The sequence below is a fragment of the Campylobacter concisus genome, from assembly GCF_002913045.1.
GTDB lineage: Bacteria > Campylobacterota > Campylobacteria > Campylobacterales > Campylobacteraceae > Campylobacter_A > Campylobacter_A concisus_AP.
The window spans coordinates 31,233-53,465 of sequence record NZ_PPAF01000038.1 but is presented as its reverse complement, the minus strand read 5'-3'; the positions used below and the strand labels follow the sequence as shown (position 1 = coordinate 53,465).

The following is a 22,233-nucleotide window of genomic DNA, read 5'->3' as shown; positions in this document are numbered from 1 at the left end:
TTGATGGCAATCAATAGACTAAAATTTGATTAAATAATAATCTCTCATGATTAAATTTGTATTGCTAAGTGCTAATGTGCGCCAATAGCTACCAATGCATTATTCTAAAAGAATTTATAAGTGAATAGTTGGACTTTATATCACTAGAGAAATTTTTGTACTTTATGATGAGGCAGCAGGACTTTAAATTTCTTCTTTGATTTTTTTATAAAGCTCTAAAATCTCATCTTTTTTAATGATAAAACTATTTTTATTTGCTATTAGATAAGCTGAGCTTTGCATGATATCATCAGCGATCTTTAGTCCATTTTGTTTCATGGTTGAGCCAGTCTCTACTACATCAACTATCGCGTCGCTTAAGCCAACTAATGGTGCAAGTTCGATCGAGCCATAAAGCTTGATGATCTTTACAGCTACGGCTTGTTTTGTAAAATAATTTCTTGTTATATTTGGCATTTTTGTGGCTATTTTTAGCTCTGGCTGGTTTAGATCTAGTTCAGAGTCGTTTTTTATGCCAATGCAAACTTTGCACTGTCCGATTTTTAAATCTAGTAGTCTTACAACGTTTGGCTTGTGCTCTTCAAGTACGTCAAGCCCCACTACACCAATATCAGCTGCACCTTCAGTGACATAAGTTGGGATATCTTGGTTGCGAACCATTAAAAATCTAAAATTTCCTTCTTCAAGGATTAATTTTCTATCTTCAAATAAAAAACTTGAACCAAAAATTTTTCTAAAAATTTCTAGTGTTGCCTCGGCTATTCTTCCCTTTGGTAGTGCTACTGTTATCATATTATCATATCTTTCTTTTCAGTTATTAGCTTTTGCATGGCACGAAAAATTAGCATCTTGTCGCAAATAGCATTTTTAAAAAATTTTGACAAAAAATCGCCATCTCCACCAGTAAAATAGACTTTTTTATCACCGGCTAGCTTATCTAGTAGAGTTATTATCGGTTTAATAATGCCATAACTCACGGCATCAGCTGTTTTTTGTGGTAGTGCATCTATGTCAATTTGTGAATTTATAGTAATATCAAGTCGTGGCGAGATACTTTTGTAGGCGTTTAGCATACTTGAAATGCCTGGCAAGATATATCCTCCAAGATGGATAGAATTTGCCATAATGTCAACTGTTATGGCGCTTCCAGCATCAACGATTACGCCATTATTTATAGAGTAACATGCTGCGATTCTATCTACTCCTAGACCCTGATATATCGTATCAATAGTAAAAAATGGTTCTAGATCCACAAACATCTTATTATCTTTTAAAATATTTAAAATTTCATCATTTACGGATATAAAATATACTTTTTTTTCTGGCTTATAGCTTTTAAACTCAGAAATTTTCATACGTGAGATTTTGCCATCTTCTAAAAATGTAGCGTTAGTATTGCCTATATTACACAAAATCATAACATCGCCAATTATTATCTTGTAGTTCTTTTAAGGCTTTAGAACAAATTTCTGAGTTATAAAATATAGTTTTTTTTCTTAGGCTTGTTTGGAATTTCATCTCTATTTTTTTAGAAATTTCTTCAAGCTCCAAAGCCTCTTTGCGTAGTAATCTACTTTTTGCTGTTCTTAAAAAGACAAGATTGTAAAAGCTCTTATTGTCCACCCCCCAAAAGATATCAAGCGTCTTTTTTGTGCTAAATTCACTTGTATTAAGTGCTTTGATATCTTTTAAAAGGATTTTTTTGGCTTCAAAAAGCTCCCAAATTTTTTGGTTCATTGCCCTAGATTAACAAGCTCATTATCATAATAAAAGGCACCATTGCCCATAAAGCTTTTATCCTTTATCTCATCGCTAAACTCATAAATTTCAGCTCCACTGAGGTCTAAATTTGTTTTTATAACGTAGCCTGTTTTTTCGATTACGTAGAGCTTATTATTGATAATAGTAGCTGCTGAGAAGATGGCAAATTTGAAATTAACTTTATTTTGCTCTTTTAGCATAAGATTTGTTCTTACGATCGTACCATCTTTTTTAAAGATATAAATTTCATCGTTATTAACTAGTACATCTTTGATCTCACCGTCATAATAAACTGTTTGGTTTGGGTTAATGACGATAAGTTTTTTAGCTGTTGCTGCGATTAGATTATCGCCCTCAACGCCTAAAAATATGATGTTATTAAAGAAATTTTCAGAGCTTACGACCACGTCACGTAAAATTCTACCAGTCTCTTTTTGTACTATATAAATTTTGCCATCTAATGCCGGATATACAATCAGTGAGCTCATAAAAAATGGTGCTACGATCCTTGAATCAACTGCTGCTATATTAGACGAGCTGTATTCCATTATTGTTGTTGCATTATTTATATCTATTAGATAGATGTGGTTTGTTGCACTGATAGCTGCTAATAGGTTTTGATCAAGAGAAGCAGCAACAATTGCTGTTGGAAATTTATTACTATAAACGCTGTGTCCACTAGGATCTGTCACATTTAGATCGCCATTTATGCTAGCTGAGATGATAAAGCCGTTGTTTTCATTTAAGAAATTAAAATTTTCAGGCAACTTAATGCTTGTATTTAGGCCATTTTTGGTGACGATATTGCCGTTGTCAAGAGTGGCACCATTTGCATTTGTTGATTTGATATAAGATGGCATATCTTTTGACAAAGAAATTTTGCCAGAGGTTTGAGCTGGCTCGAAATATTGTCTTTTTGTGCCACATCCGCTTAAAACTAAGGCCAAGGCAAAAGCCAAGAAAAGAGTAATTTTTTTCATTATTTTATTCCCTGATAGTGTTTTAAATTTTTAACTAAAGTTTGAAGTTGAGAGTCGAGTGAAATTTTATTAAACTCATCATTTGCTTCTTTGATTTTGTTTTGTTTTAAAAGCTCAAAACCTTTTAAGAGTATGCTATATTCGCTTAAAATTTGAGTGTTTGCATTACCATTTTGTGAAAGAATAATATCTTTTACTATAGGATTTACTTTTAAATTTGCAAGCTCGCTAATGCCATTTGTCTCATTTTTATCAAGCTTTTGCTGAAGTGAAAAAAGTGCATATAAATTTGGTTCTTTTTCTTTTAAAATGCTTAAGGCATTTGCATCGTTTGGATTTAAAATGAGCTTTGAGTAAGCCAAATTTGCATCTTCAATTCTATTATCATTTATTATTTTGTTCGAATAAAATCCAATAATTGCAATGACGGCAACAATAATGGCAATTATCATAAATTTTTTATACTTTCTAAAGAAACGCTCACCTTTGATCATGCTTTCTAAAAACTGTTCTTGAGCACCAATCTCTTGTTTTATCTGTGTTAGATCTTCTTTTATAGCCAACGCTTTTCCTTTATTTTTAAAAAATTTTAATTCGCAGATTTTAACATAATTAAATTAAAACTATCCCAAAATTAAAGCTTGAATGTGATATAATGGCTCAAAATTAATTAATAAGGTTACTTATATAATGCAAATAGATGACACTCTTTTAAATAAATTAGAAAAACTTTCTGCCTTACAAATCAGTGATGAAAAAAGAGAAGAAGTAAAAAAACAACTAAGCGAGATTGTATCTTTTGTTGATATTTTAAATGAACTTGATCTAAGCAGTGATGAAGCTGTAGTTAGCTCTATAAAAGGTGGCACACCTTTAAGAGAAGATGAGCCAAGACCAAGTGATGTGATTGATACGATCTTGAAATACGCTCCTTCACGTGAAGGGCATTTTTTTGCTGTACCAAAAATAATAGAATAATGGTAAAAATATGGATCTAATCGAACAGCTTCAGGCAAAGAATTTAAGTGTAAAAATACCAGAAGATAATAGCCTTAATAATCTTGCTGGCGATATAAAAACACTTTTAAAAACTGTTGTGAGTGATAAGGCAAGTGATCTTCACCTTGTTTCAAGATCTGAGCCGCAAATAAGAGTAGATGGTGCTTTAAAGCCTATTGATTTTGGCGTACTAAGAGGCAAGGATATAGAGAATTTATGTTTTGCTTTGATTACTGATGAACAAAAAAGTGAACTTGAGAATAATAAAGAGCTTGACTTTGCGATCGAGCTTCCAGATATTGGTCGCTTTCGTGGCAACTATTACTATACCATGAATGGCGATTTAGCTGCTGCTTTTCGTATAATCCCAATCAATATCCCATCTCTTGATGAGCTAAATGCCCCACAAATTTTTAAGCATATTATTAAGCGTGAAAAAGGTCTTATTTTGGTTACTGGACCGACAGGAAGTGGTAAATCAACAACTCTTGCAGCCATGCTTAATGAGATAAATTTAAATTATAGAAAGCATATTATTACAATTGAGGATCCAGTCGAGTTTGTACATAACAATAAAAAAGCTCTATTTTCTCATAGAAATATCGGCACTGACGCAACTTCCTACTCAAGGGCTCTAAAATCTGCGGTTCGTGAAGATCCGGATATCATACTTGTGGGCGAGATGAGAGATAGAGAGACGATTTCAACGGCTATCACGGCGGCTGAGACTGGACACTTAGTCTTTGGTACGCTTCACACAAATTCAGCCATTCAAACTATAAATAGGATCGTTGATAGTTTCGATGGAAGTGAGCAATTGCAAGTAAGAAATATGCTTAGTGTTTCGCTAACTGCTGTCGTTTCACAAAGCCTGATCCCAAAGATAGGCGGTGGAAGGTGTGCGGTGCATGAAATTTTAATAAACAATATGGCTATCTCAAACTTGATACGTGAAAACAAAATACATCAAATTTACTCTCAGATGCAGCTAAATCAACAACAAACTGGTATGGGTACGCAAACTCAGGCTTTGATGAAAGTACTAAAAGAGGGTAAGATTACAAAAGAAAATGCGCTAGCTTATTCAACTAGCCAGCAAGAACTTCAAAATTTAATAGGAACTATATAATGGATTTAGTAACGTGGTTTGATATTATTATTATTGCTCTTGTCTTGATGCTTGGCATAAAAGGCATATTAAATGGACTTATCAAAGAAGCTTTCGGACTTATCGGACTTATCGGTGGCTTAATTATAGCTAGCAGGTTTTCAGATCTATCTGGTGAGTTTATAACTAAAAATATATATAAATTTGAAAATCCTTCATTTTTACAGTTTGTCGCATTTATCTCTCTTTGGCTAGTTTTTTGGCTAGTTTGCTTGCTAGTCGGTAAATTTTTATCAAAAATAGTTTCGGTAAGCGGACTTGGTTTTTTGGATAGACTTGGTGGATTTGTTATGGGAAGTGGAAAAATTTTCTTAACATTTTCGGCAGTAGTTGCTGTAATATCTGGTACTTCGCTAAATAATATAATTGCTCCTTATTTTGCGAACAGTAAAGTTTATCCGGTTTTGATAGAAACTGGCAAATGGATAACAAATCTTGATGTGAAAAATATCAAAAGTGAGTTAGATGAGATAGTGGCAAGACCAACGGATACAAATAAAACTGACGCATTTATCTCAATGGATGCAAATGCTAGTGTAAATACCGACTCTAATATCACAAAAGGGGAATAAAATGATAGAAAATTTAGAATATGATGCGTTGCTTGAGAAATTCAAAAGAGTGCTTCGCGACAATGGTTTAAAATACACGAAACAGCGTGAAATTTTACTAAAAACGCTATACAACAATGGTGAACACTTTACTCCAGAAAGACTTTATCTTTTTATAAAAGAAACGCACCCTGAGCTAAATATTGGTATCGCAACTGTTTATAGAACACTAAATCTACTTGAAGAATCAGAAATGGTGACATCAATCAGCTTTGGTTCACAAGGTAAAAAATTTGAGCTTGCCACAAAGCCACATCACGACCATATGATATGCAGAAAGTGCGGCCTTATCATAGAATTTGAAGATCCAATGATAGAAAAAAGACAAATCAGTATCGCAAAAGATCATGGTTTTAAACTAACTGGTCATATGATGCAGCTTTATGGAATTTGTGAAAAATGCTCAAAAAATAATATAAAGGGAAAGTAAGGTGATATTTGACAACCAACATGAGATTCAACGACTACAAAGCATAGACGAACTAAGAAATTTAGGCATTAATCCATATCCGCATTTTCTTAGAAGAGATATGAATATCTCTAAATTTAGACTAAAATTTAACTACATTAATGATACAGAAGAAAAAAAGGCCGAAGGTCAGCTAGTAGGTCTTGCAGGTAGAATAAAACTAATTCGTGATGCTGGAAAAGCGGTTTTTGCAAATATCGAAGATGAAGATGGAAATTTACAAATTTACTTTAGCAATAAAACGCTTGATCCAGAGTGGTTTAAAATCGTTAAAAAATACGTAGAGATAGGCGATATTGTCTATGTTAGAGGTTATGCTTTTATAACAAGAACTGGCGAATTTTCCATGCATGTAAGCGAGCTTAGCCTTGCTTCAAAGTCGATAAGCCCACTTCCTGAGAAGTATCATGGCTTAGTTGATGTTGAGACAAGATATCGCCAAAGATACCTTGATATGATAATGAACCCTGAAGTTAGAGCAGATTTTAAAAGACGCTCAGTGATTATTAGCACGATTAGAAGATTTTTTGAAGAAAAAGGCTTTTTAGAAGTTGAAACACCGATGTTGCACCCAATAGCAGGCGGTGCAAACGCCAAGCCATTTATCACTTTTCACAATGCACTTGGAGTCGAGAGATACCTAAGGATCGCACCTGAATTATACCTCAAACGTCTTATAGTAGGTGGTTTTGAAGCTGTTTATGAGATGAATAGAAATTTTAGAAACGAAGGCATGGATCTTACTCATAATCCTGAGTTTACAAGTATAGAGTTTTACTGGGCATACCACAACTACCACGATTTAATGGGCATTACAGAGGATCTTTTTAATGTCATTTTAGACAAGCTAGATATGGAAAAAGTTGTAAATTTTGACGGTATGGAGATTGATTTTAGTAAGCCATTTAAGCGAATAAGCTACAAAAAAGCTCTCGTTGAGATCGGCGGACTAGATGAGAATATCATAAACGACAAAGATAAAATTTTAGCAAAACTAAGAGCTGATGGCCTTGAAGCAAATGAGAAGCTTGATCTTGGCCACTTGCAGGCTGAGCTATTTGATAACTATGTAGAGAGCAAGCTTATACACCCAACATTTGTTATTGATTATCCGATTTCGATCAGTCCACTTTCAAGAAGAAGTGACGCAAACCCTGATGTGGCTGAGAGATTTGAGTTATTTATCGCTGGTCGCGAGCTAGCAAATGGCTTTAATGAGCTAAACGATCCAATCGATCAATATAATCGCTTCAAAGCGCAAATCGATGCTAAAAACGCAGGCGATGATGAGGCACACGAGATGGACGAGGACTATGTAAAGGCCCTAGGATACGGTATGCCACCAGTTGCAGGTGAGGGCATAGGCATCGATAGGCTTGTTATGCTTTTAACGGATAAAAAATCAATACGTGACGTTGTGCTCTTCCCAGCGATGAGGCCACTTAAAAATGAGATAAAGGAGAATGAAAAATGAGTTTGCAAAGCTATGATAAGGACATTTACGATCTAGTAAATTTAGAGTTAAAACGCCAATGTGATCACCTTGAGATGATCGCTAGTGAAAATTTTACATATCCAGAAGTTATGGAAGTAATGGGTTCAATCCTAACAAACAAATACGCTGAAGGCTATCCTGGCAAGAGATATTATGGTGGCTGCGAATTTGTAGATGAGATCGAGCAAATAGCGATCGATAGATGTAAAGAGCTTTTTGGATGTGAATTTGCAAACGTTCAACCAAACTCAGGCTCTCAGGCAAATCAAGGTGTTTATGGCGCTTTACTTAATCCAGGCGATAAAATTTTAGGAATGGATCTAAGCCATGGTGGACACTTAACACACGGTGCAAAGGTCAGTAGCTCTGGCAAGATGTATGAGAGCTTTTTCTATGGCGTCGAGCTTGATGGCCGCATAAACTATGATAGAGTCATGGATATCGCAAAGATAGTAAAACCAAAAATGATCGTTTGTGGCGCAAGTGCATACACAAGAGAGATCGAGTTTAAAAAATTCCGTGAGATAGCTGATGCTGTTGGGGCGATACTCTTTGCAGATGTTGCTCACATTGCTGGTCTTGTTGTTGCTGGTGAGCATCAAAGTCCTTTCCCATACTGCGATGTCGTAAGCTCAACTACGCATAAAACCCTAAGAGGCCCAAGAGGCGGTATCATTATGACAAACAACGAAGAGTATGCTAAGAAGATAAATGCCTCTATTTTTCCAGGCATTCAGGGCGGACCACTAGTTCATGTCATCGCAGCAAAGGCAGTTGGCTTTAAGCACAACCTTAGCCCTGAGTGGAAAATTTATGCTAAACAAGTAAAAGCAAATGCTAAAAAATTAGGTGAAGTGCTAATAAAAAGAGGCTTTGACCTAGTGAGTGGTGGCACTGATAACCACCTAATTTTGATGAGCTTTTTAAATAGAGATTTTAGCGGTAAGGACGCTGATATCGCTCTTGGAAATGCAGGCATAACAGTAAATAAAAATACGGTTCCAGGCGAGACAAGAAGCCCATTTATCACAAGTGGTATACGTGTTGGTAGTCCTGCGCTTACAGCTCGTGGTATGAAAGAGGCTGAGTTTGAACTAATAGCAAACAAAATAGCTGATGTGCTAAGCGATATAAACAACACATCTTTGCAAGAAAAGACAAAAGCTGAGCTAGTTGAACTTGCTCATAAATTTATAATCTATGATAAAGCGACATTTTGATGCAAAGTATTGATACGGCACTTATAAAGATTATTACAACTCACTACTATATCAAGCGTGATACGATCGTTAATAAAATAGAATATAGAGGCAAAATTTTCTTTGATAAATTTGAAAAGATAAATGAGCCACTGACCTATAATATTATGAAAGAGCATGAAGAGGGCAAAGCTGTTATCGCACACTCTTTAATAAATGCATACGATAAAGTTGAAAATATAGTCTTTGACTATAACGGCAGAACCCCAGATAGATTTTGGCATAAAGCACAGCTTCTTTTAAGAGAAGAGGGATTTATAAATTTTACAGCCTACGAGAGTAGGACGCCAGGGCATCTGCATCTTTATGTGCATAAAGGTCACACTACGCTAAATGAGGCTTGTCAGCTGGCAAACGTACTCAACGCAAAGCTTTCACAGAAGTTGCCTAAAGAGTGGAGGATGTTTCCAAATATCGATATGCCAAAAGAATTTAACATACTAACTTTACCTTATAAACTCTATCAAAAAGAGCGCGGGGCAAGTTGGTCAAAATATATGTAATTAAGGATAAAAAGTGGAAAATGATGAGTTAAAAGATATTCTTTTAGAAAGAGACGATGATGCAAGAGGATTGAAGCTAAAAAAACTTCTTATATTTATAGCAGCTCTTATTATACTTTTTTTGATCATTGTAGTGGCTATGAAGCTAGTAAATTCAAGCGACCCTTCACAAGCGCAAAATGAAGCTGATTCAAGACTAGTGCTTCCTCCAGTACCAGCTGAGCAGCCAGTAGATAGACAAGCTCCGATAGCTGATACAAATTCAGACAATAAAAAAGGCGATACACAGCTCTTTGAGCAAGTACCGATCGTGCCTGAAAATAAGCAACAAGACGAATTTGAAGATATGATCAAAAAGCTAAAAGATAAAGAAAACAATAAGCCTGTTTCTAAAACTGAAGAGTCAAAAGAGATAGTTAAGCCTATTGAAAAGCCTGCTGAAATACCAGCAAAAAAAGCTGAGACAAAGGTAGATACTTCAGTTAAAAAAGTCGAAAAAGTAGCAGCTACTGATAAAAAGAGTGAGGCAAAACCAGCCAAGACTGAAAATAAAGTAGATAAAAAGATTGAAAAAAAGGCTGAAACCAAAATAGAAAAAACGGATAAAAAAACTGAAGTAGCTAAAACTGAACCTGCTACAAAAGGCTCTTATGTTCAAGTATTTGTGACTAGTAAATTTAATCCAAATGCTGAATATATGAAAAAGATCGCTGCTAAGGGATATAGCTACAAGACTATAAAAGTTGGCGAGTTGACTAAAATTTTAGTTGGTCCATTTGATGAAAAAATACTTCAAAAAGTAGTAGGCGATATTAGAAAAGATATCAATAAAGACGCTTTTATCTTTAGAGCAAAATGAAAACATTCGCAGTCTTTGGAGATCCAATAGCTCACTCGGTATCTCCGAGGCTGCACAACAAAGCCATTTTAGACCTGGGTTTAAAAGCACTTTACACAAGAGTCTTGCTAAAAGATGGTAGCAAATTAATCAATAAATTTAAATCCTTAAAATTAAACGGTGCAAACGTAACTCTTCCACATAAAGAGTGGGCTTTAAATTTAGCCGATGAAGCTTCAGATATAGCTCGTAAAATAGGCTCTGCAAATACGCTTGTGCTTAAAAATGACAAAATTTATGCATATAATACAGATGCACCTGGATTTTTAAAAGCAATAAAAAATTTTAAAGATGTAAAAAAAGCTATTGTTCTTGGAGCTGGCGGTACTGCAAATGCCATAACTTATGCATTAAAAGAACAAGGCATTGATGTTTGCATACTAAATAGAAGCAAAGATAGGCTTGAGAAATTTAAAGATGAGTACAAATGTTTTAGCTGGGATAACTACGAAGAGCAAAAATTTGATCTAGTTATTAACTCGACCTCTGCTGGTTTAAAGGATAATTTTCTACCAGCACCTAAAGAAATTTTAAAAAGCATTTTTAAAGATGCTAGATTCGCATTTGATGTGATTTATGGTAAGCAAACACCATTTTTAGAAATGGCCAAGCAAAATAGCCTTGACGTAAAAGATGGCGCCGATATGCTTTTATATCAAGCAGTTCTAGCACTAAATTTATTTTTTAACAATACACTCGATGAGTCAAAGATCGAGCGCTCAATGAGAGAAATTTTCTATCTATAATAGCCGCCAGTATTTATTTTTATAAAAATTTATGGCTTGCATAAAAACGTTTTGATTAAAAATTTTATTGAAAGTAATTAGAATAAATATAAAAAGCAGGGAAAATCCCTGCTAAATTTTACTATTCGTTTGTTTTGATATAAGCGTAGTCTGAAATTTTAGTCCATTCTCTTGCTTTTTTAAGGAAGGCCCTTTGAGACTCAACGATCTCTTTAAATAATGGATCTTTAGCACTCTCTTCATCAAGAAGTTCATTTGTGGCTTTTTTAAGAGCTGCGATTACTTCTGGTGGGAAAGATTTTACTTGGATGTCTGGATACTCGCTCTTCATTTTATCCCAGTACTCGACATTTGAATAAAATACTTTTGTATTCGCATCTCTTGCTACTTCGGCTGCAGCTGCTTCAAAGATCGCTTTTAGGTCATCTGGAAGTTTTTCGTATGATTTTTTATTAAAGAAAAACTGAGTTTCACCGTTTGGCTCTTGCCAGCCTGTGTAGTAGTATTTTGCCACTTTATGAAAGCCAAGCGCCATATCATAAGCTGGGCTTACCCATTCGACTGAGTCGATCGTTCCCATCTCAAGGGCCATGTAAAGCTCACCTGTTGGGATAGTGTTGATGTTGGCACCAAGTTTAGCGTAAATTTCACCACCAAAGCCTGGAATTCTTATCTTTAAGCCTTTGATGTCATCTAGTGATTTTATCTCTTTTTTAAACCAGCCACCCATTTGCATGCCGGTATTTCCAGCTCTAAAAATTTTGATATTGTATGGATCGTAAACTTTTGCCTCAAGCTCCTTACCACCGCCAAATTCATACCAAGCTGTTTGCTCATCAGTATTCATCATAAATGGAGTTGCTGTAAAAAATATAGTTTTAGCATCTTTGCCTTTATAATAATAGCTACTTGTGTAGGTAATGTCGTATTGACCGCTTTTAGCAAAATCAAGCATCGCAAAAGGTGATTTATGTTTTGATGGATAATCAATCCTTAGCTCAAGTCTGCCATTACTCATCTTTTCAACTTTATCCTTTAGCTCTTTTGGCACATCACCAAGCACTGGCATGGTGCTCTCCCATGAGCTAGCAAGCTTTAGCTTATAAACTTTATCATCTCCCATAGCAACGCAAGCAAAAGCTGCTAGACCAAGAGACGCTAATAAAAATTTATTCATATCTTCTCCTTTGAAATTTTGCCTATTATACAAAAAATTACATTATTAAAATGTGTTATAATCGCAAAAATCAAATTTATGGGGCATAAAATGATAAAAAAGACAAAAATCGTAGCTACTTTGGGGCCAGCAAGTGATAATGAAGAGACAATGGAAGCGATGGTAAAAGCAGGTGTTAATGTCTTTCGTTTAAATTTTAGCCATGGGACACACGAATACCATAAATCAAACATTGACAAGATAAGAAATATCGAAAAAAAGCTAAATAAAAGAATAGGAATTTTACAAGATATCTGCGGGCCAAAGATCAGAGTTGGCAAGCTTAGTGAGTCATTTTATCTAAAGGCTGGTGATGAACTTAGTATCCATGCTGATGAGATCATCGGTGAAAAAGTGGAAAACGGAATTTATAAAGTAAGCCTAAACCAGCCTCAAATTTTGCCTATGCTGAAAGTTGGCGAGTATGTCTATCTCTATGATGGCTCTATAAGAGCAAAGGTTGTCAGCGAAGGTAAAGAAATAGTAAAAACTATCATTGAAAATGATGGAATTTTAAACTCAAATAAAGGCGTGAATTTCCCAAATACGGCTCTTGGCATCGATATCATCACACCAAAAGACAAAGAAGATATGAAATTTGGCGCAAAGCATGGTGTAAATTTTGTTGCTATTAGCTTCGTGCAAGATGCAAATGACGTAATAAAGGCAAAAAATATCTTAAAAGAATTTGGCTCAAGAGCTGCTGTTTTATCTAAGATCGAGAAATTTGACGCGGTTGAAAATATAGACGATATCATTGCAAAGAGCGATGGTATCATGGTAGCTCGTGGCGATCTTGGCATAGAAGTGCCATTTTATAAGGTCCCAACTATCCAAAAGCTCATCATCAAAAAAGCAAATGCAGCAAGCAAGCCAGTCATCACAGCAACCCAGATGATGCTAAGCATGGCGGAGCATGAGACTGCCACAAGAGCGGAGATCAGTGATGTGGCAAATGCCGTGCTAGACGGTACTGATGCTGTTATGCTAAGCGAGGAGAGTGCGATTGGTAAAAACCCAGTCGCGGTCGTAGAGGCGATGAGTAAAACGATTATCCAAACTCAAAGCATCTATCCATATAATAAATTTGATGAGTTTGACTTTTTTGACGAGACTGATATGGTGGCAAGTAGCGCCGCATCTCTTGCTGTTCGCATAAAAGCAGATGCATTAATCTCAATCACTGGCTCAGGAAAATCGGCTATAAAATTAGCTAGAAACCGCACAAACATTGACATCATTGCAGTCGCTCACGATGAGCAAACGGCACACATGCTTACCCTTGCTTGGGGTGTTACGCCAGCGCTTGTACTAGAAAAAACAAAGCTTAGCTCACTTTTGGCAAATGTCATGAAAAAGGCGTATGAAGAGGGATATGTCAAACACGACAAGACTTATCTTGTCACAGCAGGTCACCCTACGGGCGTTGAGGGTAGCACAAACCTTATACGCATCATCAGACGCGATCAGCTTGATTATTATTTGGAGCTTGCAACTGAGTAAATTTATATACTCTCTTGTAAATTTTAAAATTTTGCTTGCTTGTAAAAATTGACTGCTAAGATTTGTCTTTGCTTTTTGCTTAGCTCAAATTTTATAGCCGAAATTACTCGCTCATGAAATTTTAAAATTTGCCTGATGCCTACTTAATATAACAAAGCAATTTTGCAAATTTTAAAATCTTACTCTCTCACCTTAGCAAACTACTAAATTTAGGCTACACTTAGTTTAGCACTAAATTTAGGGCTGTGATATGCTCGATAATAAATTTTATAATTTTAATATAACACATGCAGTGCGTTAGTACTGAGGCATGCCATTTCTAACGTCGTCTGGGTTAGGGGATTGTTAAGGGGGAAGGGAGCGACTTCGTAATTCAAGCCTCTTCCCCCTTAACAAAAGAAACAAACATTTAAATTTAACTAGATTGCTTTGTAAATTTTAAAACTTTCATTCACTCGCAAGAATTGACTACTAAAATTTGACTTTATTTACCGCTTAGCTCAAATTTTAGAGCTGAAATTGCTCGCTTATGAAATTTTAAAATTTGTATGAAATTTACTTGTAAAAATTAGGATATATAAAATTTATTTTGAAAGAATTTGTGACGCAAAATTTAACGCCACAAATCTAAATTTATTTTTTCTTTTTGCTTTTTGGCTCATCGCCTTTAAACCAGCTTTTTATCTTATCAAAGACGCTTTCATCAGTATTTGATTTGCCCGATTCTATACCAAAGCTAGCTTGAAGCTTATTTAAAAGCTCTTTTTGCTCATCGCTTAGTTTTTCAGGCGTTTGAATAGAAATTTGTGCTACGAGCCTACCTTTTTTACGCGAATTTACGCTTTTAATACCTTCATTTTCAAAGATAAATTGCTGCTTATCTTTTGCTCCAACAGGTAGTTTTAGCTCAGTTTCTCCTCGAAGAGTTGGAATTTTTATACTTTCGCCAAGTATAGCTTGCGTGAAAAAGACAGGAATTTCTAGATAAACATCGTCGTTGTGGCGAATGAAATGCTTATCTTCTTTTACGTTTATGCTTACATAAAGATCGCCTTGAACGCCGTTTGTACCGATATTGCCTTTGCTAGCCACTCTCATTCTCATGCCGCTATCAACGCCTTCAGGGATGGTAATCTTTACAGTTTGTTGCTGGATTTTATAAGCTTTCGCGTTACAATCGGGGCATGGTTCGCTTATTACTTCACCGCTTCCGTGACAATATGGACACTCTTGGACGATATTCATAAAGCCATTTCCGCGTGTTATCCTGCCACTTCCGCCACAGTGCTGGCAAGTCTTACTTTTGCCGTCTTTACTGCCAGTTGCATTGCATGTTGGGCAAGGCACTTTTTGATCAAATTTTATCTCTTTTTCACAACCAAAAATAGCTTCGTTAAACTCCAAATTTATAGGAATTTCAAGATCGGCTGAGTATTTTTCAGAGTATCTTTTTCTCTGCCTAGAACTACTTGCAAAACCGCCACCAAAAAATGAGTCAAAAATATCTGAAAGATCAAAATCGGCACTAAATCCGCCACCGCTACCAAATCGACCCTCAAGGCCTTCTTTGCCGTATCTGTCGTAGATAGAGCGTTTTTGCTCGTCACTTAAAACTTGATAAGCTTCATTTATTTGTTTAAATTTTAGTTCAGCCTCTTTGTCGCCAGAATTTCTATCTGGGTGATATTTTAAAGCAAGTCTTCTAAAGGCTTTTTTGATCTCATCTCCGCTTGCATTTCTTGAAATTTCAAGGATTTCGTAATAGTCAAATTCCACATTTTTCCTTGTTAATTAAGCTTATTTTAAATATGGGATTTTACCCAAAAAAGTTTAAATTTAAAAAAGAATTTACATTTTTGCCGTATAATCTCTACATTTTTAATAAAAAGGATAATTCATGGTTAATGTTTTAATGATAGAAGACGATCCAGAATTTGCGCAAATTTTATCTGAATATCTTGATAGTTTTAATATAAAAGTTACGAATTTTGAAGATCCTTATTTAGGGCTTAGTGCTGGAATAAAAAACTATGATTTGCTAATACTTGATCTTACTTTGCCGGGTATTGATGGGCTTGAGGTTTGTAAAGAAATTCGCCAAAAATATGACATTCCTATCATCATAAGTTCAGCTAGAAGCGATATTAGCGACAAGGTTGTTGGACTTCAACTAGGAGCAGATGATTATTTGCCAAAACCATACGATCCAAAAGAGATGTATGCTCGTATCACAAGTCTTATAAGAAGATATAAAAAGACAAATGAAGTACAAGAAGAGGTCGTTGATAGCGCATTCAGGATCGATGATAAACGTCACGAAATTTACTTTAACAATGAGCCTTTAGCGCTTACTCCAGCTGAGTATGAAATTTTAACTTATCTCATTAAGCAACACAGCTTTTCAGTATCACGCGAACAGCTAGTTTATAACTGCAAAAGCCTAAAAGATAAAGATTCAAAGAGCTTAGATGTTATTATCGGACGCCTTAGATCAAAAATCGGTGATAGCTCAAAAGCCCCAAAACATATATTTTCAGTAAGAGGCATAGGATATAAGCTTATCGGATGAAATATTCCATAACTACGAAGATAACTATTATCTTTGCCATAGCTTTCTCGCTGATGTGCTTGCTCTTTGTAACTTTTGCAAACATTCAGCAAGAAAGCGCTTTAGAAAAACTAAAGGATAGACAAATAAGTGCGATGAACTATCTTGTCGCACTCTATGAACGCGGAAATCCCCCAAGAGATTTAGAACATTATTTTAAAAATTTTTACTTAGAGTATGTTGGAAATAAAAATTTAGCTACTTCAATAGCTACAAATGGGACTGTTGTTTTTACACAGCACACGCCTCTTGGAGTGGTGCAATCGGTTAATTATAAAGGCGATTTGTATTTGCTTATTAAAAATCCGTCTTTTCAGCTGCTTCTTGAAAGTAACGACGCAAGACACGTAAATGATCCACTTTGGGTCGCATTTTTGATAGTTTCAGCCCTTCTCATCTCACTTTATGTTTCTGTTCTTAGAAGTCTTTCGCCGCTTAGAAGGCTTAGTAAAGATATCAGAAAATTTGCCAGTGGAAATATGGAAATGGCGATGACGGCTAGGCTAAATGAAAACGAGCAAGATGAGATCGGACAGGTCGCGGTTGAGTTTGATAATGCCGTTTGCAAGATAAGAGAGCTTATCCGCTCAAGGCAGCTATTTTTACGTGCGATCATGCATGAGCTAAAGACTCCGATTGGCAAAGGCAGGATCGTCTCTGAAATGGTCGCAAATGAGACTCAAAAAATGAGGCTCATCAATGTGTTTGAGCGCCTTGAGATGCTGATAAATGAATTTAGCAAGGTCGAGCAGCTCCTTTCTAAAAGCTACGCACTAAACTATCAAGAGTGTCATTTCTCGCTCATTTTAGAGCAAGTGCAAGATATGCTCATGCTTGATAAATTTGAAGAGCGAGTGAGCTGTGATATCAGAGATGACGTCATATTAAGAGTGGATTTTCAGCTTTTTAGTTTAGCGATTAAAAATTTGATAGACAATGCCCTAAAATACGCAGAGGATAAAAAGGCTATTTTGATCTGCGATAGCGAATTTATAGCGGTTAAAAATTTAGGCAAAAAGCTAAATCATCCGATTGACTACTACAAACAAGCTTTTGTGCGCGGTGATAAGGTGAGTGCGGGAAGCGGTATGGGGCTTGGACTTTATATCATTGAGCAAATTTGTCAGATGCAAAAATTTGAGCTTGCCTACGACTACGAGGATGGCTATCATGTATTTAAAATTTTACTTAGATCAAAGGCGAAGCGAGCATGAAAAGAGGCTTAGAAAAATTTAACGAGCTAACCGAGTCTTTTGCTAAGCTCCCTGGTGTTGGTAAAAAATCAGCCGCAAGGTTTGCCTATTTTGTCTGCATGCAAGATAGCTTTACAGGGCTAAGACTTGCCCAAAATATCGAAGATGCGGTGAGATTTATCAAACGTTGTGAGCGTTGCGGTGGGCTAAGTGAAAATGAAATTTGTGATATTTGTAGCGACGAGAGCAGAGACAGTGAGGTCATCTTGCTGGTTGAGAGCCCAAAAGATATCTTAGTTTTTGAGCAAAATGGCATCTATAATGGCCTTTACTTCGTGCTTGACGAGATCGACGAGGATGCCATAGAGAGGCTGCGAAATGCTATCAAACAAAATGGCTCAAAAGAGGTCGTTTTTGCCTTTACGCCGGGATTAAATTCTGACGCGCTTATGCTTTACGTCGAGGACAAGCTTGCCATGAGTGAAATTTCATTTAGTAAGATCGCTCAGGGCGTGCCAACTGGTGTAAATTTAGAAAACGTTGACATGCTTTCACTTTTAAAAGCCTACGAAAGCCGTACAAAAGCCTAATTAAACTTTCTTTTAGTTATAATTTTGCCTAAATTTATAGAAATTTAGCTAAGGCTCAACGGCTGCTAAATTTAAAGGATATAGGTTGATTTTACTCATAGATAATTACGATAGTTTTGTTTTTAATGTTGAACAGTATGTAAAAGAGCTTACAGATGAAGAGGTTAGATGTGTTAGAAATGACAAGATCACGGTTGACGAGATCAAAAAACTAAACCCAAGCAAGATCATTTTAAGCCCAGGGCCAAAGCACCCAAAAGATAGCGGAGTTTGTTTAGAAATTCTAAAAGCCGACCTTGGCGTGCCGGTGCTTGGAATTTGCCTCGGACACCAAGCTATAGGACTTAGTTTTGGCGCAAAGATAAAAAGACTAGATAACCCATTACACGGTAAAACCTCGTTTATTGATGTGAAAAACAAAGAGCCACTTTTTGCAGGGCTACCTGAGCGCTTTGAGGTTATGCGCTACCACTCGCTTTATGTAGATGAGCTCCCAGCTAGCTTAAGCGCTGATGCGGTAAGCGATGATGGCGTAGTTATGGCACTTAGCGTTAAAGATAAGCCGATCTTTGGCATCCAGTTTCACCCCGAGAGCTACTTCACACAATACGGCAAAAAGATCGTTGAAAATTTTGTAAATCACAAGGCAAAAGATGAGGTAAAAGAGCCAAAAATTCGCTCGCTTAAGCCATATCTTATCAAGCTTCAAGAGAGCATACCGCTTGATGATAGTGACTTTGAGCAAATTTGCGAGATAATAGCCAGCAAAGAGTACGAGATCGTGCAGCTTTCAGCCCTTTTGGTGCTCATTAGCGAAAAGAGCTTATACCCAAAAAGCCTCGCTGCGCTTGCAAAAAACATCCTAAAATACTCGCAAACTTACCGCGACGATACGCCTATGATCGATCTTTGCGGCACTGGAGGCGATGGCTTTAAGACGATAAATATCTCAACCACGGTGGCATTTATCCTTGCAAGTCTTGGCATAAAGGTCGCAAAACACGGCAATAAGGCAGTTTCAAGCAAGTCAGGCAGCTCTGATGTGCTTGAAATTTTAGGCGTAAAAAGTGAAAAATCACTGGCAAAACAGCGTGAAAATTTAGCTAGTAAAGATTTAGCCTTCTTTCACGCACCATTTTTCCATCCGCTAGTTGGTGAGGTGAGAGAAGTGCGCCAAAGACTTGCCATAAGGACCGTATTTAACGTGCTTGGGCCGCTTTTAAATCCAAATTTAAACCTTACAAATCAGCTAGTTGGCGTCTATCACAAACCAGTGCTAAAGCTCTACGCCCAGACGCTTAAAATCCTTGGCAGAAAGCACGCTTTGGTCGTCCGTGGCGATGACGGACTAGACGAGATCACGCTTTGTAGTGAAACAAGCGTTGTAGAGCTAAAAAATGGCGAAATTTTTGAGTACAGCATCACGCCAGAGCAGTTTGGCTTTAAAAGAGCGCTTCACAGCGATATCGAGGGCGGCACGCCTGAAGAAAACGCCAAAACATTGATCCGCACGCTAAAAGGCGAGGAGCAGGGGGCAAAATTTGACATCGTGGTCTTTAACGCGATGTTTGCGCTCTACGCGGCTGATGGCGCAAAGAGCCCGGACGAGGCCAAAAAAATGGTGCTTGAAGCGATAAATTCTGGCAAGGCGTATAAATTTTATGAAGAGTTTATAAAGGCGCAAGTGTAATGGCGCTAGTTAAAATTTGTGGCATCAAAACGCTAGATGAGGCGAGTGCGGTTTGTGCTTTGGAGATTGATTTTATAGGGCTGATATTTGCCAAAAGTAAAAGAAGGGTCGAGCTAAATTTAGCTAGGCAGATAGCAAAATTTGCTCACAGCAATGGCAAAAAAGTAGTTGGCGTTTTTGTGGAGCAAAGTGAGTGCGAGATAATGGAAATTTGCCAGTTTGCTGGTCTTGACGTGGCTCAGGTGCATGGAGTGGTGAGTGAAAATTTAGGTGCAAATTTAAAAGATATGGGGCTTGAGATTTGGCAGGTTTTTAGCGTGAAAGATAGCTTGCCAGAGGTTGATTTTAAGCATTTTGACATGGCGCTTTTTGACTACAAGGGCGAAAATGCTGGTGGAAACGGCACTAGCTTTGAGTGGGAAATTTTAAAAGAGGTCAAGTTTAAATTTGGCATGGCTGGGGGCATAGGCGAGCACAACATAAAAGAGGCACTCAAATTTAAGCCAGCTCTAGTCGATATCAACTCAAAAGTCGAGGACGAAAACGGCATAAAAGATGCACAAAAGATAGAGAGAATTTTAAAGATCATAGGTGAGGTAGAATATGAACAGTAAAGCATATTTTGGAAAATTTGGCGGGCAGTTTGTGCCTGAGACGGTGATGTTTGCACTTGATGAGCTAGAAAATGCTTATGAGAGCATCGCAAAGACAAAAGAGTTTAAAGTCGAGCTTGATGATCTGCTTAAAAACTACGTTGGCAGGCCTAGTCCGCTCTTTTTTGCAAAGCGCCTAAGCGAGCACTACGGACATGAAATTTATCTAAAAAGAGAGGATCTAAACCACACGGGTGCACACAAGATAAATAACGCTCTTGCTCAAGCGCTGCTTGCTAAAAAAATGGGTAAAAGGAAAATTTTAGCTGAGACTGGAGCTGGTCAGCATGGCGTGGCAACAGCGACTGCAGCGGCACTTTTGGGCTTAGAGTGTGATGTATATATGGGCGCAACAGACATGGCTAGACAGCAGCTAAATGCCTTTCGTATGCAGCTTCTTGGCGCAAAGGTGGTGAGCGTAGAAGACGGCTTAAAAACGCTAAAAGAGGCGACTACGGCGGCCATACAAGCGTGGGTAAATGAGATAGAGAGCGCATTTTACGTCATTGGCTCAGCCGTTGGCCCGCACCCATATCCAAAGATCGTGCGTGACTTCCAAAGCATCATCGGCACAGAGGCCAAAGCTCAGCTTGTAGACTACGGCAAAAAGGCCGACTACGTCATCGCCTGCGTCGGCGGCGGCAGTAATGCTATTGGCGTTTTTAGTGCGTTTTTGGACGATGAGAGCGTAAATTTGGTAGGTATTGAGGCTGGCGGTCTTGGCATAGAGACACCTTATCACGCAGCTACGCTTAGCAAAGGCAAAACCGGCATCATCCACGGTATGAAAACGACCGTGTTGCAAGATGAGTATGGCATGATCTCGCCAGTACATAGTATCTCAGCTGGTCTTGACTACCCAGGCATCGGCCCAGAGCACGCCCACCTAAACGATATCAAAAGGGTAAAATACGAAGCCGTAACCGATGATGAATGCATAAATGCTTTGTATTTTCTAAGCAAGATGGAGGGTATCATCCCAGCCATCGAGAGCGCGCATGCACTGGCATATCTAGAAAAGCTTTGCCCAAAACTAGATAAAAAAAGCGTCATAGTTGTAAACGTCTCAGGCAGGGGCGATAAGGACATAAACACAGTTATCGGCTACGAAAAAGGAAAAATTTATGGATAAGATAAAAAGTGCATTTAACGGCAAAAAGGCAAACATCGGCTACATAGTGGCTGGATATCCAAGCTTAGAAAAAACGAAGGAATTTTTAGAAAATTTAGATGAGAGCACGCTTGATCTAGTCGAGATCGGCATCCCTTACTCTGACCCGCTGGCTGATGGCAAACTCATAGCGCAAGCTAGCTTTGAGACGGTGCAAAATGGCGTAAATACCGACGTTGTCTTTGACATACTTGAGAGTTGTAAGGCAAAAGTGACAAAGCCACTTGTATTTTTGGTTTATTACAACATCATCTTTGCTTATGGCGTTGATAAATTTCTAAAAAGATCAGTTGAAGCTGGAGTTAGCGGCTTTATCGTGCCGGATCTGCCTTGCGAGGAGTGCGAGGAATTTGCTCTAAAGTGCAAGGATCTAAATTTAAGCCTGATACCACTTATCAGCGTCACATCTGGTAGTAGAGCGGATGGAATTTTAAAATTTGGCTCAGGATTTATTTACGCTCTTGGTGCGATAGGCGTTAGTGGCTCAAAAAGGGCTGATGAAGATAGGATAAAAAATTTGGTCCTAGAGCTTAAGAAAAAGAGTAATTTACCGGTGGCTGTTGGCTTTGGTATCAAAAACAAAGATGATGTTAATGAAGTAAAAAAATATGCTGATGGAGCAATCATAGGTACGCAAATAGTTAAGCTTTGTGCCGAATTTAGCGGTGAAAAGCTAGCAAAAGAGATAGATAAACTCTTTTAAAATGCTTAATAAATTTA

The 22,233-nt window shown here is 37.2% G+C and carries 24 protein-coding genes; 17 read left to right on the top strand and 7 right to left on the bottom strand.

Features of this window, described 5'->3' with window-relative positions; translation table 11 throughout:
- Positions 1–183: 183 nt before the first annotated feature.
- The 5 genes from hisG to CYP43_RS07430 are packed head-to-tail and all read right to left on the bottom strand — an operon-like array spanning position 184 to position 3,304.
- Positions 184–792 carry an ATP phosphoribosyltransferase gene (gene hisG / locus CYP43_RS07450; RefSeq protein ID WP_103583091.1) on the bottom strand — a complete coding sequence of 203 codons (609 nt, stop codon included), beginning with the start codon at positions 790–792 and terminating at the stop codon, positions 184–186.
- Positions 789–1,418 carry a type III pantothenate kinase gene (locus tag CYP43_RS07445; protein WP_103583090.1) on the bottom strand — a complete coding sequence of 210 codons (630 nt, stop codon included), beginning with the start codon at positions 1,416–1,418 and terminating at the stop codon, positions 789–791. Before CYP43_RS07445 ends, hisG begins: the two co-directional genes overlap by 4 nt.
- Positions 1,405–1,737 (bottom strand): hypothetical protein, encoded by a 333-nt coding sequence (locus CYP43_RS07440; protein ID WP_103583089.1) that lies wholly within the window; start codon positions 1,735–1,737, stop codon positions 1,405–1,407. Before CYP43_RS07440 ends, CYP43_RS07445 begins: the two co-directional genes overlap by 14 nt.
- On the bottom strand, positions 1,734–2,741 hold the full coding sequence (locus CYP43_RS07435; protein WP_103583088.1) for an L-seryl-tRNA selenium transferase: 1,008 nt from the start codon (positions 2,739–2,741) through the stop codon (positions 1,734–1,736). The genes CYP43_RS07440 and CYP43_RS07435 overlap by 4 nt, the downstream gene beginning before the upstream one ends.
- Entirely contained in the window at positions 2,741–3,304 is a 564-nt protein-coding gene (locus CYP43_RS07430; RefSeq protein WP_103583087.1) for a hypothetical protein, read from the bottom strand. The genes CYP43_RS07435 and CYP43_RS07430 overlap by 1 nt, the downstream gene beginning before the upstream one ends.
- 127 nt (positions 3,305–3,431) lie before the next feature.
- On the opposite strand from CYP43_RS07430, the gene gatC reads away from it, so the two are divergent.
- From gatC to CYP43_RS07385, 9 genes are read left to right on the top strand one after another with little or no spacing between them, the layout of a single operon-like run.
- Entirely contained in the window at positions 3,432–3,719 is a 288-nt protein-coding gene (gatC, locus tag CYP43_RS07425; protein ID WP_072594515.1) for an Asp-tRNA(Asn)/Glu-tRNA(Gln) amidotransferase subunit GatC, read from the top strand.
- A 10-nt stretch (positions 3,720–3,729) separates the two neighbouring features.
- Positions 3,730–4,869, top strand: coding sequence for a type IV pilus twitching motility protein PilT (locus CYP43_RS07420; RefSeq protein ID WP_103583086.1), 1,140 nt, complete (start codon positions 3,730–3,732; stop codon positions 4,867–4,869).
- A complete protein-coding gene (locus CYP43_RS07415) occupies positions 4,869–5,480 on the top strand; it encodes a CvpA family protein (protein ID WP_103583085.1) in 612 nt (203 codons plus the stop codon). Before CYP43_RS07420 ends, CYP43_RS07415 begins: the two co-directional genes overlap by 1 nt.
- A 1-nt stretch (position 5,481) precedes the next feature.
- The gene (locus CYP43_RS07410; protein ID WP_021091630.1) at positions 5,482–5,949 is read left to right on the top strand and encodes a Fur family transcriptional regulator; all 468 of its coding nucleotides are present in this window, start codon (positions 5,482–5,484) and stop codon (positions 5,947–5,949) included.
- A gap of 4 nt (positions 5,950–5,953) precedes the next feature.
- Entirely contained in the window at positions 5,954–7,462 is a 1,509-nt protein-coding gene (lysS, locus tag CYP43_RS07405; RefSeq protein WP_223154669.1) for a lysine--tRNA ligase, read from the top strand.
- The gene (locus tag CYP43_RS07400; protein WP_084041231.1) at positions 7,459–8,703 is read left to right on the top strand and encodes a serine hydroxymethyltransferase; all 1,245 of its coding nucleotides are present in this window, start codon (positions 7,459–7,461) and stop codon (positions 8,701–8,703) included. Before lysS ends, CYP43_RS07400 begins: the two co-directional genes overlap by 4 nt.
- Positions 8,703–9,245 (top strand): DUF1882 domain-containing protein, encoded by a 543-nt coding sequence (locus CYP43_RS07395; protein ID WP_103583215.1) that lies wholly within the window; start codon positions 8,703–8,705, stop codon positions 9,243–9,245. Before CYP43_RS07400 ends, CYP43_RS07395 begins: the two co-directional genes overlap by 1 nt.
- Before the next feature lie 13 nt (positions 9,246–9,258).
- Positions 9,259–10,104 carry an SPOR domain-containing protein gene (locus CYP43_RS07390; RefSeq protein ID WP_103583084.1) on the top strand — a complete coding sequence of 282 codons (846 nt, stop codon included), beginning with the start codon at positions 9,259–9,261 and terminating at the stop codon, positions 10,102–10,104.
- Positions 10,101–10,889 (top strand): shikimate dehydrogenase, encoded by a 789-nt coding sequence (locus CYP43_RS07385; RefSeq protein ID WP_103583083.1) that lies wholly within the window; start codon positions 10,101–10,103, stop codon positions 10,887–10,889. The genes CYP43_RS07390 and CYP43_RS07385 overlap by 4 nt, the downstream gene beginning before the upstream one ends.
- Before the next feature lie 121 nt (positions 10,890–11,010).
- Here CYP43_RS07385 and CYP43_RS07380 read toward each other — a convergent pair whose 3' ends face one another.
- Positions 11,011–12,066 carry a TRAP transporter substrate-binding protein gene (locus CYP43_RS07380; RefSeq protein ID WP_103583082.1) on the bottom strand — a complete coding sequence of 352 codons (1,056 nt, stop codon included), beginning with the start codon at positions 12,064–12,066 and terminating at the stop codon, positions 11,011–11,013.
- A gap of 90 nt (positions 12,067–12,156) precedes the next feature.
- Here CYP43_RS07380 and pyk point away from each other — a divergent pair, with 90 nt between their 5' ends.
- The gene (gene pyk / locus CYP43_RS07375; RefSeq protein WP_103583081.1) at positions 12,157–13,608 is read left to right on the top strand and encodes a pyruvate kinase; all 1,452 of its coding nucleotides are present in this window, start codon (positions 12,157–12,159) and stop codon (positions 13,606–13,608) included.
- A gap of 633 nt (positions 13,609–14,241) precedes the next feature.
- Here pyk and dnaJ read toward each other — a convergent pair.
- Positions 14,242–15,384, bottom strand: a complete 1,143-nt coding sequence (dnaJ, locus tag CYP43_RS07370; protein WP_103583080.1) for a molecular chaperone DnaJ — start codon at positions 15,382–15,384, stop codon at positions 14,242–14,244.
- 121 nt (positions 15,385–15,505) lie between these two features.
- On the opposite strand from dnaJ, the gene CYP43_RS07365 reads away from it, so the two are divergent.
- The 7 genes from CYP43_RS07365 to trpA all read left to right on the top strand — a co-directional run bounded on the left by CYP43_RS07365 (position 15,506) and on the right by trpA (position 22,216).
- The gene (locus CYP43_RS07365; protein ID WP_021091583.1) at positions 15,506–16,177 is read left to right on the top strand and encodes a response regulator transcription factor; all 672 of its coding nucleotides are present in this window, start codon (positions 15,506–15,508) and stop codon (positions 16,175–16,177) included.
- Positions 16,174–17,430 (top strand): ArsS family sensor histidine kinase, encoded by a 1,257-nt coding sequence (locus CYP43_RS07360; RefSeq protein WP_103583079.1) that lies wholly within the window; start codon positions 16,174–16,176, stop codon positions 17,428–17,430. Before CYP43_RS07365 ends, CYP43_RS07360 begins: the two co-directional genes overlap by 4 nt.
- Positions 17,427–17,999, top strand: a complete 573-nt coding sequence (recR, locus tag CYP43_RS07355) for a recombination mediator RecR (RefSeq protein WP_103583078.1) — start codon at positions 17,427–17,429, stop codon at positions 17,997–17,999. The genes CYP43_RS07360 and recR overlap by 4 nt, the downstream gene beginning before the upstream one ends.
- An 85-nt stretch (positions 18,000–18,084) precedes the next feature.
- Positions 18,085–19,689 (top strand): anthranilate phosphoribosyltransferase, encoded by a 1,605-nt coding sequence (gene trpD / locus CYP43_RS07350; RefSeq protein WP_103583077.1) that lies wholly within the window; start codon positions 18,085–18,087, stop codon positions 19,687–19,689.
- A complete protein-coding gene (locus CYP43_RS07345; RefSeq protein ID WP_103583076.1) occupies positions 19,689–20,303 on the top strand; it encodes a phosphoribosylanthranilate isomerase in 615 nt (204 codons plus the stop codon). The genes trpD and CYP43_RS07345 overlap by 1 nt, the downstream gene beginning before the upstream one ends.
- Positions 20,293–21,474 carry a tryptophan synthase subunit beta gene (gene trpB / locus CYP43_RS07340; protein WP_103583075.1) on the top strand — a complete coding sequence of 394 codons (1,182 nt, stop codon included), beginning with the start codon at positions 20,293–20,295 and terminating at the stop codon, positions 21,472–21,474. The genes CYP43_RS07345 and trpB overlap by 11 nt, the downstream gene beginning before the upstream one ends.
- The gene (gene trpA, locus CYP43_RS07335) at positions 21,467–22,216 is read left to right on the top strand and encodes a tryptophan synthase subunit alpha (RefSeq protein ID WP_103583074.1); all 750 of its coding nucleotides are present in this window, start codon (positions 21,467–21,469) and stop codon (positions 22,214–22,216) included. The genes trpB and trpA overlap by 8 nt, the downstream gene beginning before the upstream one ends.
- The last annotated feature ends 17 nt before the right edge of the window (positions 22,217–22,233 follow it).